Origin of the sequence: Marinobacter sediminum, assembly GCF_023657445.1 — a bacterium.
In the GTDB taxonomy this organism is placed as follows: Bacteria; Pseudomonadota; Gammaproteobacteria; order Pseudomonadales; family Oleiphilaceae; genus Marinobacter; species Marinobacter sediminum_A.
In genome coordinates this window covers 737,338-749,849 of the sequence record NZ_JAGTWY010000001.1, presented here as the reverse complement: position 1 = coordinate 749,849, position 12,512 = coordinate 737,338, and the positions used below count along the sequence as shown (strand labels likewise).

Below are 12,512 nucleotides of genomic sequence, written 5' to 3'. Positions count from 1 at the left end.
ATTGCCGGTTGATGCATCCGCTGCGGGTTTAGTTGGTGAGCTGCTGGTCAATCACCAGCTCCACAGGCTCACCGGGATCGGCAGAGACAGTAAGCGCGGTATCGACACTCCCCTGCCAGTCTCCGGCTTGAGCCATGGCACTGCCTGACCGGCTCAGCCTTGCGGTAACCATCACTTCCTGTGCCGCGGAGATCTTCGCCTGCGGCGACATCGATTTACTGTCATCCAGGCGAACTTCGACCGGCAGGTCTCCAGCTGTCAGTCTGGCAATGGCCAACGGAGGCCCCGCAGCACCACCCACCTGTCTCGCAAAAACAAACAGCGTGGTGTCAGCCGGTACCTTTTCTGAAAATGCATCTGCCAATTTCACCCGGACCATGACACCGGGTCCTGAGGCGGCTGCGATGTCCATTTTTGGCGGCTCTTCGCCCAGACGACGGTATGCTTCCTCGATACCTCCGCGAATAGAGGCCATTTGAGGGTGTTGCGGTGCCACTTCCCCGATGCGTTCCCAGTAACGAATGGCCTCGCGGTACTCCTGTTGGCTAAAGGCGTGAATACCAAGAAGCCCGAGGGCATTCACTTCGTCTGGGTTCAGCGCCCGGGCAGCATCAATTGCAGTGGTCACCTCGTCGGTCATGACGCCCTGACTGCGGAAGAACAATGCCTGGGCAGCCAGCCCCAGTGCGACAGCGCGGGCCCGGGTATCATCCGCCACACTGTCAGCGAGACTCTGAAACGCCCAGGCGGCATCCTCATAGCGCTCAAGCCGCATGTAGGTCCGCCCGAGCATGGCCCAGCCATCAGGATTGTTCGGGCTGGCCTCGAGTTTGTCACGAAGCTGAGATGTAAGCTGGCTCATCTGAGCTTCACGGGCAGAGTCTGCATCACCCATCTTCTGCATGGTAATGAACTGCTCTACCCGGTCCATGGCACCCCATTCCTGATAAAGCATGAAGGTGGCGGCCGGTATCAACAGAATGGATAACAGCCCCACAACCATCGCACTCCGCCGCCCGGTGACAACACGCTCCGGGACCTCCGCTTCGGAAACGTCGTCCAGCATTGATCCTGCCAGTTCATCTTTCAACTGGCGGTAGTTCTCTTCATCAAGCACGCCCGTCTCGTACTCCCGGTCCAGCTCCTTCATGCGGCTCCGGTAGGCCATCAGATTCTGGTTTCTGAGGTCGGCGCGCTCACGGGCCGCAGGTTGTTGAAAAAGCACCGGGTACAGGACAAACGCCAGGGCGATAATGATTAGTACCGTTGCGGCAATCCAGAATGTTTCTGTCATGGAGATATCGTCACAGGTTCAGTAATGGGTGCAGCAGAAAACAGGTCGGTTCAGGTACTTTTGTCCTGATTGCTCTCTGCGAGAATCTTTTCGGCTCTGACTTTCTCTTCGGCGGTGAGCGCTGTCGCCTGGCTGGCGCCACGACGCGAGCGGATCACAACTCCGGCAACAATCAGAAAGCCGCCGAATACAGCTATGGCCGGCGTGGCCCAAAGCAGGATGGTCCGTTTCTCCACTTTCGGCTTGTATCGAATGAATTCACCGAAGCGAGCCTCCAGGGCATCCATGATTTGCTCATCGCTGGCCCCACCCTGGATCATGCGGTATACCTCATCCCGCATATCCTGGGAAATGGGAGCATCGGAATCGGCAATATTCTGGTTCTGACACTTTGGGCAACGCAACTCTTCAGTGAGATTCTGAAAACGCGTCTCCTCGTTCGCAGCATCAAACTCATAGACATCCGCAACTTCAGCCATGGCGACGGCAGAAAACAACACAAATAACAGAGTCGGGAATAACCTGAACATCAACCGTTCTCCCGCGCGTCATTGATCACAGGGAGCAGGGTCTCCTCCCAAACCTTCTCGTTGATGACACCGACATGGCGGTAGCGAACCACACCGCGGGCATCTATTACAAAGGTCTCTGGTGCACCATATACGCCCAGATCAAAACCGAGGGTGCCTTTCGGGTCATAGATGGTGGCCTGATATGGGTCACCCAGGCGGTCCAGCCAAACCAGTGCATCCGCCCGGTCGTCCTTGTAGTTAAGCCCGATAATAGACACGCCTTTTTCGCGGGCAAGCCACATCAGATCTCCATGCTCATCCCGGCAGGAGGGACACCAGGTACCCCAGACATTCAGCAACTGAACTTTGCCCTTGAGCAGGGCCTGGTCCAGTTTCACATCCGGGTCATGCAGGTCCGTCAGGTTAAACGCAGGAACCTGCTTACCAATCAGAGCCGACTCTAGTTTTGTCGGGTCTTTACCAATACCCGCAAACAGCACAACACCCAGAATCAGAGCGACCAGCACGGGGAGAAACAGAAGGAACCTCTTCACGATGCGGCTCCTGCCGGATCTTCAGATCCTCCAACGGGCTGTGCCCTGGTCGATCGCCGCTCATCGGCTTGCTCACGAATACGGTAACGTCGATCCGCGATAGCCAGGAAGCCACCTGCCGCCATGAACAACGCTCCAAGCCAGAGCCAGCGAATCAGCGGCTTGTATTGCAGACGAATGGCCCAGGCGTCATCTGAAATCCGCTCACCGATAGCAACAAAAATATCCCGGAAAAGGCCAGCATCAATATCAGCCTCGGTCATGACACTCATCCCTACGGAATACTGGCGCTTTTCAGGATGCAGTTCGGCAATTTGCTCTCCCTCCAGCATGACGTCAAAACTGCCGTACTGAGCCGTGAAATTCTGGCCGCGGCGGTCACCGATTCCGCGGAAGACAAACTGGTAGTCCCCCACGGTGGCCACATCGCCAGGCGTCATACGAACATCACGTTCAAGGCCGTAATTGGAAACCACAGTAGCGCCGGCCATGGTAATGGCCAGCCCGAGGTGCCCAAGAACCATCCCGTAATAGCTTCGGGACTGGCGTTTGAGCCCGTGAATGCGCCCCTTGCGAGATGCGGACTTGTCCCAGAGATCCCAGAAGGTGGCCACGGCCACCCACATGGCTGAAAAGAGCCCGGCAAAAGCCCAGGGCTTAAAGCCACCGTAACCCATCACGACCGCCGTGCTGGCAATAAGGCTAATGGCCAGCGGCCACAGCAGTTTTCGGGCGAGCCACCCTCCATCGGTCCTCTTCCAGCGGGAGAAAATCCCGGCCCCCATTAATAGCCCGGTAGCCACAGCCAACGGACTGAAGGTGAGGTTAAAGAAAGGCTCGCCGATGGATAGTTTGCCCATATCCAGGTAATCGAGCACCAGCGGATACAGTGTGCCCACGCCCACCAGCAAAGTGGCGGATACAAGCAAGACGTTATTAAGCAGGAGGAAGATTTCCCGGGAAAGGGAACCGTAACTGGCTCTCACGTGAACAACCGGCGCGCGAAACGCATAGAGGGTCAGGCTGGCCAGCACGGTAATCGCCAACAAGCCCAGCAAAAAGACACCCCGTTCCGGATCAGAGGCAAACGCATGTACCGAAGTCAGAACACCGGAACGTACCAGGAAGGTACCCAGCAGACTCAGTGAAAAAGTGACAATGGCCAGCAATACCGTCCAGCTTTTAAATACGCCCCGCTTTTCCGTCACCGCCAGTGAATGCATCAATGCCGTGCCCGCAAGCCAGGGCAACAGGGACGCATTTTCCACCGGATCCCAGAACCACCAGCCGCCCCAGCCAAGCTCGTAATAAGCCCACCAGCTACCCAGGGCAATGCCAACCGAGAGGAACGACCACGCCACTGTGGTCCAGGGGCGCGACCAGCGAGCCCAGGCGGCATCCAGCCGTCCGTTTATCAGCGCGGCAATGGCAAAGGCGAAAGCCACAGAGAAGCCTACGTACCCCATGTAGAGCATAGGTGGATGCACGATCAGACCAAAATCCTGAAGCAATGGGTTCAGATCAGCGCCATCTGCAGGAACATTGGGCAAAAGACGATCAAACGGGTTTGAGGTGACAATAACGAACAGCAGGAAGCCAACCGAAACCATGCCCAGCACAGACAGCACCTGAGAAATCATTACCGATGGCAGCCGGCGGCTGAAGATAGCCACAGCCAGCGTCCAGCCGGAAAGCATCAGAATCCACAACAACAGCGAGCCTTCATGGCCGCCCCAGACCGCACTGAACTTGAAATACCAGGGCAGCAGGCTGTTGCTGTTATTGGCAACATAGGCCACTGAGAAATCATCGGTCAGGAAGGCATGGGTCAAAACCGCAAACGCCAGGCCGATAAAGACAAACAGCCCTGAGGCCAGCGGTCGCGCGAACGCTTGCAGGTTATCCCGGCCAGTAATGGATCCCACCAGGGGCACAACGGAAAGGAGCACTGCCAACAGCAGCGCGAGAATCAGTGCAAGCTGTCCGAGTTCCGGATACATCAAAGCCCTCCAGCCATCTGGCCGTTAATGTGTTATCAGTAAGCTGCGGATTCCGCAGACTCCACGACCTTGCCCTCGCCTTCCGAGGCCTTTTTAAGGGAATCTGCCACTTCTGGTGGCATATATTTCTCGTCGTGCTTTGCCAGCACCTGGTCCGCCACGAAGCGGCCACGATTGTCCAGCCGCCCCATCGCCACTACACCCTGTCCCTCGGCAAACAGGTCGGGCAGGATACCCGTGTACTGCACCGGAACGGAGGCATTGAAGTCTGTTACCCGGAACTCCACCATCAGGCTGTCCGGATCACGGATAACAGATCCTTCTTCCACCATGCCACCGGCACGAATTCTGACATCTACGGGTGCCTCACCATCCGAGATCTGTGTCGGGTCATAGAACAGGTTGATGTTCTGTCTCAACGCATAGGTGGTCAGACCGACCGCCACAGCGATCCCTGCCACCAGGAACAGAACGATGGTCAGCCGTTTTTTACGGGTTGGGTGCATTCGATACCTGCCCTTCAGTCATGGGAAACGTTAACTCGCGTAAATGTCGCCGAGGTCCGCGAAACCGACGCATCACCCGAGCCATCAAGAGGTTTATACGCTTGGCGACAGGATTCAATCACTGCCCTGCGGCGCCGGAGGGACAAAATCATCATCGCCGCCATCAGAACAAAGAAAGTGCCATAGCAAGCCCAAACGTAAGGGCCGTGGCCATCCATCGCAACAAACGCTGCAAAAGATTCAAACGCCATCAATCAGTGCCTCCCCGCCATAACCAGGTCCTGCACCCAGCGGGTACGCTGCTCCCGGATCAGGATTTCCGTCTGCATCCTAAGACAGGCCAGCCAGCCGAACAGAAGGTATAGCCCGAGAACCGATAGCAATAATGGCACCCACATTTCTGCCGGCATGGTCGGCTTCTCGGTTAGCTTGAACGTGGCCGGCTGGTGCAAGGTATTCCACCACTCCACGGAGTATTTGATAATCGGGATATTCACCACGCCTACGAGCACCAGCACAGCAACCGCACGGGCCGCCGATTTTTCGTCATTGATGGCACGGTCCAGGGCGATCACACCACCATAGAGAAACAGTAAAATCAGCATGGACGTCAGGCGGGCATCCCAGATCCACCAGGTACCCCAGGTAGGCTTGCCCCATACCGCTCCGGTAAACAGTGCAAGAAAAGTCAGTACCAGCCCGACCGGCGCCACAGCTTTGACGAAAACATCTGCCAGCTTCATTCGCCACACCAGTGTGACCACACCGGCGACCGCCATCATGACATAGACTGACTGGGCCAGAAACGCCGTCGGAACATGGATGAAGATGATGCGGTAACTGTTACCCTGGAGATAATCCTGGGGCGCAAATGCCAGCCCCCACACGACCCCAGCCATCAACAATGCAATACCGCCTACCAGAAGCCAGGGCATCAACCAGGCGGCAATACCAAAGAACCATTTGGGCGACCCCAGTTTATGAAATAACTGCCACATCAGACGGATACCCTGTAAGTCATCTCGTTATTCCTATGCGTTGGACAGGCTGATTTTGAGCGCCGCGGCCGATGCAAAGGGTGCCAGTGTTATCGCCAACACCAGAAACGCCGCCATTAAAGCCAGATAGGCACCCACCGGTGCGCCGTCGGCCGCCGCCGCTACCGATCCCGTACCAAAAATCAGGACCGGAATGTACAGCGGAATGATCAGCAGGGACAAGAGCACACCCGCCGATCTCAGCCCGAGAGTCAACGCTGCGCCGATGGAGCCAATCAGGCTCAGTACCGGCGTACCAATCAGCAGCGTTAGACACAAAACTGCAATAGAGTTCCCCTCCAGATGCACCATGACACCGAGAACCGGCGTTAACAGCACTAATGGCAGCCCCGTGAGCATCCAGTGCGCCAGAGTTTTCGCCAATACCAGCAGAAACAGCGGCTGGGGCTGAAGCACCAGCTGCTCGAGTGTGCCATCGTCGAAATCGTGCCGGAACAGATGGTCGAGCGAGAGCAACACCGACAATAAAGCTGCCACCCACAGGATACCTGCACCGGCTTCTCTCAGGAATGACACTTCCGGACTAACCCCGAGGGGAAACAGGGTGACAACCATGACAAAAAAGAGCAAAGGATTGAGCAGGTCCTGCCTTTGCCGGAAAGCCACTTTCATATCCCGTGTGAAGACCGCCTTCATGGCATCGAAAGAACCAACGCCGCTGTCCAGCCTTTTGACCACCGGTCGGACATCAACATTCATCATTCTGCCCTCCGCCAAGCACGATTCGCTTCATTGCCGGGAGCCTGAGATCGTGATGGGTGGTTACCACCACAGCACCACCTTCTGCCGCGCGTTGCTGTAAGAGGGCTTCAATAGCGGTGACACCATCGGCATCGATGGCGGTGAACACCTCATCCAGAAGCCAGAGCGGCTCATCGGCGATCAGCAACCGGGCCAGAGCGACCCGCCGCTGCTGCCCCGCTGACAGGTTCCGGCAAGGCACGTCGTGAAAGCCACTCAGGCCGGTACCATCAAGCGCCTGGCGAAGAACCTGATCCGACACCGGCCGTCTACCGGCCATCAGGGCCCGGAGATTCTCGATCGGTGTCAGAAGTGACTTGATGCCGGGCCGATGCCCCAGATAAAGCGTGTTGCGGAGGAACTCCTCCTGCTGGCCAGACCTGGCTTCCCCACACCAGAACAGATCGCCGGACCAGGCATCGTTCAAACACGCCAGGATACGCAACAGGGTGGTTTTACCGGAGCCATTAGGGCCCTCGACACGGGTAACCGTCCCGGGCAGTATGGAGAACGAAAGGTCACGGAACAGAATCCGTTTATCCCTTTCACACTGCAGATTGACAGCCTGTAGTAACGGCTCAGACATCAGGGCCCCGTATCCAGGACGATGCGCACGTTAGCAGCATCGGGTGTATTCATGACTGACACGGCGGGTGCAGACATTATTCACGGCAGGAGTCGCCGGCGCGGCGTATTATAACGAAAGCGCCTCCGGAATACTCATGTCTAACATCAATTCGGTCACGATGAAATTACCCAGCAGCCAACAGCCACCAACGCCTCAGGGGCAAAAACCAGTGTTGCCCACCAAGCCAGGCGAAACCAGCACGCAGGGGCGGGCACCCGTTGCCATGCCGGCGGAGACCACAACGCAGGGCCGGGAGTCCGTTGCCCTGTCGGCACGGCAACAACTGGAACAATTGCAGTTGGCCAACCGGGAAACCACCCTCGCAAGAGTCGCAGAGATCATTGGCCGTCAAGGCACGGCAACTTCGGACATACTACTGGACATTCGCGGCAAATCACTTCTGGTACAGGCTGTCATTGGCCGCACCGAGCTGGAAACCGGAGACTGGGTAAAGGTGATGCGGGCCGGCAACGAATTGCAGCTGATGGGCAAGCTTGCGCCAGCGCAGGAAGCCGGCATTGCAAGAGCCCTCGCTCAGCGCATACCCTGGCAACAGAACCTGCAAGGCGGCTTTGCCAAACTGCTGACCAGTCTGACCCAGGGGGTAAAGCCCGACGCCCTGCCCGGCCAGCTTCCATCTGGCAGAGCAGTCCAGCCACTCCCCGAAGCCGCCCGGCAGGCCGTACAACAGGTCCTCGCCAGACTTCCGGCAAGTTCCGCAATGCAACCAGGAACCGGTGGCCAGGATCAGACCCTGCAACAGGTCAAGCAGTGGATTTCAGAAAGCGGACTGTTTGCCGAATCACGCCTGACACAGACGCCGTCAGCGGCTCTGCCAGACCTCAAGCTGGCAATAGGCCGGGTAATCACGACCCTGCTCGCCCAACAGGGTGATGGCCCGGAAGGATTCAATCGGCTGACCCCACTCGCCTCACCGGAGTTGATACAGGCACCTCTGCAATTTCCCCAGGCCATGGCCTCAACGCCTCCGGCCAGCGCCGATAGAGAGCCGACGACGGTGGGACAGATGCTGCGCCTGCTGGCCGGAATGCTGAACCGGATTACGGTAAATCAGCTCCACAGCCAGGTGCTGACAGCCCGTGCCGGAGGAGGAGAAGCGCCTGCACCCTTATCCACACTCTTGCTGGAATTGCCCTGGGTAACACCACAGAATGAGCCAAGAATTGCTCAGCTTCGCATTGAACAGCATCAGGATGAACAGGGTGGGCAGCACAGCGAACGTAAGGCTCCGGCCAGTGAATGGAGACTTGCTCTGGCCATGGATCTGGATGAGGCTGGACCGCTGCATTTTGACATATCCCTGCGACATGAAAGCGTCAGCGCGCGCGTTTGGGCCGAAAAACAGACGACCCTGCGACAGGTTAACCAGGAGCTACCCCTGCTTCGGCGAAGTCTGACCGACCTGGGGCTGGAAGTAACCGACCTGGAATGCCGTCGCGGCAGCCCTGAGCACTTGGCAACCCGTTTGGAGCACAGACTTGTGGACACCCGCGCATGACAGATAACCCCTCAGCCCATACCTCCAGTGCCGCTGTCGCGCTGAAATACGACGGCGAGAAAGCACCCACCATTACCGCGACCGGCACACATGAACTGGCCGAGGAGATAATACGCATTGCGCGCGAACACAACGTGCCGCTTTATGAAAATGCAGAACTGGCGGGCATCCTGGCTCGCCTGTCACTGAACGAGGAGATTCCGGAAAACCTTTACCGGGTCATTGCCGAGATTCTGGCGTTCGCCTTCCATATCCGGGGACAAACCCCCGAAGATGCCAGGCGGGATACTAGCGCGGACGCTCCCGGGAGCGGATCACTGGATCAGTGACCGCAAATCCCAGGCCTGCTGCCAGTTTTCGCCCTTACGGAGTGCCACGGTCGTTTCGAAGTAATGCCGCAAACGTCGGCGATCCTCGGGCTGGTCCTTGAGAGCCGAGCCAACGATATGGTGCATCATCTGCTCCACCGACATGCTGCCTCCGCCGTAATACCAGGCGTTAAGACTGGCAGCGTGAGCGACAGAGACCGCTTCGGCAGTAGAAAGCGCCGATCCGGCGAGCCGATCCGTGCTACGACCGTCCAGAGTCTGGCCGTTACGTAATTCATGGAACATGGTCACCAGGATTTCGAGGACCGATTCGTCCGGATCGACATCGATACCGGCATGGGCATTGGCCTTTCGGACTTCGCGGCGCACCACATCCATTTCATCGGGGAGGTTACGGATGGGCCTGATCTCCTCAAAGTCCATCCGCCGTTTCAAAGCCGCACTCATCTGGTGAACACCCGCATCAATGCTGTTGGATGTAGCCACGACATTAAAACCCTCGCGAGCCAGCACAACGCCTTCGTCTCCCGCCAGCTCAGGAATGACAACAACCCTGTCGGATAACACCGACAGCAGGGCGTCCTGAAGCGCCTGGGGGCAACGGGCAATTTCTTCAAACCGGACAAGCTGCCCTTCCATCATGCCCCTAAGCAACGGGCTGGGAACCACCGCCTTCAGGCAGGGACCCTCCGAGCGCAGAATCGCCTCATTCCAGCCGTAGAGAAGCTGACCGACATGACTCACAGCACCACCCTGCAGCGTCAGCGTGGAAGTACCGGAAATCGCTGCCGCCAGCAGTTCGGACAACCAGGACTTTGCCGTGCCAGGCTCACCCACCAGGAGACAACCGCGATTGGTGCACAGGGAAATGATAATACGCACAACCATGGCACGGTCAGCGACGAACTTGCGCTCGACACCAAGGTTATCATCGCCCATGACAAACTTTTCCACAGCCCGTGGGGACATGCGCCAGCCCGGGGGCACTGGTCCCTGGTCCAGGTCCATGAGCCTTGCCAGTTCATCCGCATAGGTAACTTCTACCGGTTCACGCTGCGCGGCTTTCTGCTGTTTCGACTTGCTCATAAGGCGCTCCTACGACCACCACGGACTTCCGGTGCCATGCGCTCCCGCGGCAGAATACGCGGCAATTCGGACAGGGGAATAATGCCTTCAATCACATGATCAAGGGCGCTGTCACGCATGGTCACCAGGCCCGCATCCAGAGAACGCCAGCGTAACTCTCCAATTGGCGGCTGACTGGAAATGGCGTTTCGGATATCCGCATCCACTTCCATATATTCCACGATCGCAACCCGCCCTTTGGTTCCCCGACCATTACACTTGTCACAGCCCTCACCCTCGAAGCTGCGGAAGTTGGCCGGGGGCCCGTCGGGGAAGAGCTCCGCCAGAGTCGCAAGGTCCGGTTTTGCCGGCTTGCAACAATGCTTACAAATCCGCTTGGCCAGTCGCTGGGCAATCACCGCCAGCAATTCGCCGGCAATGGAGTTCGGATGGGCCCCAAGATCGTACAGCCGCTGCAGAGAATCCACGGCATCATTACAGTGCAGTGTGGAGAGAACAACATGGCCAGTCTGGGATGCCCGGATTGCCTCCAGGGCAGTTTCCCGGTCGCGGATTTCACCAACCAGGATAACGTCCGGGTCTTCCCGCACAAACGCCCGCATCGCATCTGCAAATCCAAAACCGATCTCAGGACGAGCGCGGGTCTGCTGGACATTGTCGATGGAGTATTCGATCGGATCTTCAACCGTGATCACCTTGCGCCGGCCATCGTCCGCCAGCGTCTGCAACCCCGCATACAAGGTTGTGGACTTGCCTGACCCGGTAGGACCAACCACCAGAACCAATCCTGCCGGGTTATCCAGTAGTCGCTGGTAGCGCGCGCCGATCAGCTCAGACATGCCCAGCTCTGCGATAGTCATGGCCCGGCCAGTTTGTGGCAGAAGCCGGATGACGGCGTGCTCACCGTGCAGGGAAGGTTGAGTCTGGATCCGCAGATCGTAGGAAGTGTCCCCTAACTGCAGGCGTGAGCGCCCGCCCTGGGGCAAGCGGTGCTCGGCAATATTAAGCTCTGCCCGGAGCTTAATAACATTAATTACACCTCTGATTTCACGCGGGGAAAGCTGGTATTGCGGGAGGTCATGAAGGTCCCCATCCACCCTCAGGCGAATCCGGATCCGATCCCCGTATTGTTCAATATGAATGTCGCTGGCTTTCTCGCTGACCGCATCAAGCAGGATGGCTTCGTAAACAGAGACCAGATAAGGGCTGACGTGTTTCTGACCCGGCTCGCCCCCCAAAAGGTCACTGCTCTGTCCATTAATGAGCGGTTTTTCTTCCACGCCGGCCGACTGATCCGCCACGAAGCGGCTGCCCTTGACCGTAAGATCCAATGCCGACCAGAGCCGCCGGAAATCCGTCGGAGTTACCAGCAGGCATTCAACTACACGATTAGGGCTTAAGCGCTCCAGCTGATCGGTTCGCGCGTCCGGATCATCGGTGACAACGGTTATCTTGTCACTATTTTCAGACACCGGAATCAGCCGTGAAAGGTCGAGAAACGTTCGCGAAAACCTTCGAAACAGAGAGCTATGGAGATCCGGAAGCAAACTGTCCGCATCCGTGAAAGCCATACCCCGTTGCTGCGCCAGGGATCGATACAGACCAACTTCTTCCAGATTGAGCTTGTTTCGCAACACCTCCAGCACCGGACAGTTTTTCCCGGCCGCCTCTGTCTTGGCATCGGCCAGCGCTCTTTCATCCACGATGCCCAGGTCAATCAATATCTGCTCGGCGTTTCTGTTGAAGTCTACCCAGCCAAGAGTCCGGGCACGCTCCAGCCTGCCGCCCTTTTTAACAAACATCGCGAGGCTCGGCACCGGTCCCGCCCTGCCCTCAAGACAGATCAGATGCCCCCCTTCCCTGAGGTAATCAGCCATCACATTCCGTTCGTTAATAAAGCTCGTGCAAAGGATCATGTCGCAGGGCTGGTCCAGCTCAAAGCCATCTTCGATCGCGGTTACCAGTACATCGACATTGTGCTTGCCAAGGCGAAAGAACCGCTTCCGGGCCACCTCGGCAACCGCGACATTCTTATCGACATAGATAACCTGATGAGCCAGTTCGGAAATGACTGCGGCAAGGTAACCGGAACCTCCACCCACATGCATAACGACCTGATCCGGCTCAATCTCCGGCAGCAGGCCGAGAATATGGCTAACAGTCTCTTCACGAGGTATGGAATGGCCGGTGATGGAGGAAACCAGATCTGAACCGGCAACAAAATCGTGGCGGGATACGGCAATGAGGGCCTCATGGGCCCTCGGATACAATCTCTTCATTCGCTA

General features: G+C 57.5%; 13 protein-coding genes. 2 read left to right on the top strand and 11 right to left on the bottom strand.

Going from position 1 to position 12,512, the window contains the following annotated elements:
• Positions 1–28: 28 nt before the first annotated feature.
• Genes ccmI through ccmA form a run of 9 tightly spaced genes read right to left on the bottom strand, consistent with a single transcriptional unit; the run spans position 29 to position 7,251 of the window.
• Complete coding sequence (ccmI, locus tag KFJ24_RS03660; protein WP_250829730.1) at positions 29–1,294, bottom strand: c-type cytochrome biogenesis protein CcmI; 1,266 nt, start codon at positions 1,292–1,294, stop codon at positions 29–31.
• Between the two features lie 50 nt (positions 1,295–1,344).
• Complete coding sequence (locus tag KFJ24_RS03655) at positions 1,345–1,824, bottom strand: cytochrome c-type biogenesis protein (protein ID WP_250829729.1); 480 nt, start codon at positions 1,822–1,824, stop codon at positions 1,345–1,347.
• Positions 1,824–2,360, bottom strand: coding sequence for a DsbE family thiol:disulfide interchange protein (locus KFJ24_RS03650; RefSeq protein ID WP_250829728.1), 537 nt, complete (start codon positions 2,358–2,360; stop codon positions 1,824–1,826). Before KFJ24_RS03650 ends, KFJ24_RS03655 begins: the two co-directional genes overlap by 1 nt.
• Complete coding sequence (locus KFJ24_RS03645; protein WP_250829727.1) at positions 2,357–4,360, bottom strand: heme lyase CcmF/NrfE family subunit; 2,004 nt, start codon at positions 4,358–4,360, stop codon at positions 2,357–2,359. The genes KFJ24_RS03650 and KFJ24_RS03645 overlap by 4 nt, the downstream gene beginning before the upstream one ends.
• Before the next feature lie 35 nt (positions 4,361–4,395).
• Positions 4,396–4,866: a cytochrome c maturation protein CcmE gene (gene ccmE, locus KFJ24_RS03640; RefSeq protein ID WP_250829726.1), complete on the bottom strand. Its 471-nt coding sequence runs from the start codon at positions 4,864–4,866 to the stop codon at positions 4,396–4,398.
• A gap of 14 nt (positions 4,867–4,880) precedes the next feature.
• Complete coding sequence (gene ccmD / locus KFJ24_RS03635) at positions 4,881–5,084, bottom strand: heme exporter protein CcmD (RefSeq protein WP_250832543.1); 204 nt, start codon at positions 5,082–5,084, stop codon at positions 4,881–4,883.
• 36 nt (positions 5,085–5,120) lie between these two features.
• Positions 5,121–5,864, bottom strand: a complete 744-nt coding sequence (ccmC, locus tag KFJ24_RS03630) for a heme ABC transporter permease CcmC (protein WP_250829725.1) — start codon at positions 5,862–5,864, stop codon at positions 5,121–5,123.
• A gap of 33 nt (positions 5,865–5,897) precedes the next feature.
• The gene (gene ccmB, locus KFJ24_RS03625; RefSeq protein WP_250832542.1) at positions 5,898–6,560 is read right to left on the bottom strand and encodes a heme exporter protein CcmB; all 663 of its coding nucleotides are present in this window, start codon (positions 6,558–6,560) and stop codon (positions 5,898–5,900) included.
• Positions 6,561–6,612: 52 nt separating this feature from the next.
• On the bottom strand, positions 6,613–7,251 hold the full coding sequence (ccmA, locus tag KFJ24_RS03620; protein WP_250829724.1) for a cytochrome c biogenesis heme-transporting ATPase CcmA: 639 nt from the start codon (positions 7,249–7,251) through the stop codon (positions 6,613–6,615).
• A 136-nt stretch (positions 7,252–7,387) separates the two neighbouring features.
• On the opposite strand from ccmA, the gene KFJ24_RS03615 reads away from it, so the two are divergent.
• Positions 7,388–8,812 carry a flagellar hook-length control protein FliK gene (locus KFJ24_RS03615; RefSeq protein WP_250829723.1) on the top strand — a complete coding sequence of 475 codons (1,425 nt, stop codon included), beginning with the start codon at positions 7,388–7,390 and terminating at the stop codon, positions 8,810–8,812.
• A complete protein-coding gene (locus KFJ24_RS03610; protein WP_250829722.1) occupies positions 8,809–9,141 on the top strand; it encodes an EscU/YscU/HrcU family type III secretion system export apparatus switch protein in 333 nt (110 codons plus the stop codon). The genes KFJ24_RS03615 and KFJ24_RS03610 overlap by 4 nt, the downstream gene beginning before the upstream one ends.
• On the opposite strand, the gene KFJ24_RS03605 is transcribed toward KFJ24_RS03610, so the two are convergent.
• Positions 9,127–10,227, bottom strand: coding sequence for an ATP-binding protein (locus KFJ24_RS03605; protein ID WP_250829721.1), 1,101 nt, complete (start codon positions 10,225–10,227; stop codon positions 9,127–9,129). The genes KFJ24_RS03610 and KFJ24_RS03605 overlap by 15 nt on opposite strands.
• Positions 10,224–12,506, bottom strand: a complete 2,283-nt coding sequence (locus KFJ24_RS03600; RefSeq protein ID WP_250829720.1) for an ATPase, T2SS/T4P/T4SS family — start codon at positions 12,504–12,506, stop codon at positions 10,224–10,226. Before KFJ24_RS03600 ends, KFJ24_RS03605 begins: the two co-directional genes overlap by 4 nt.
• Positions 12,507–12,512 lie beyond the last annotated feature (6 nt).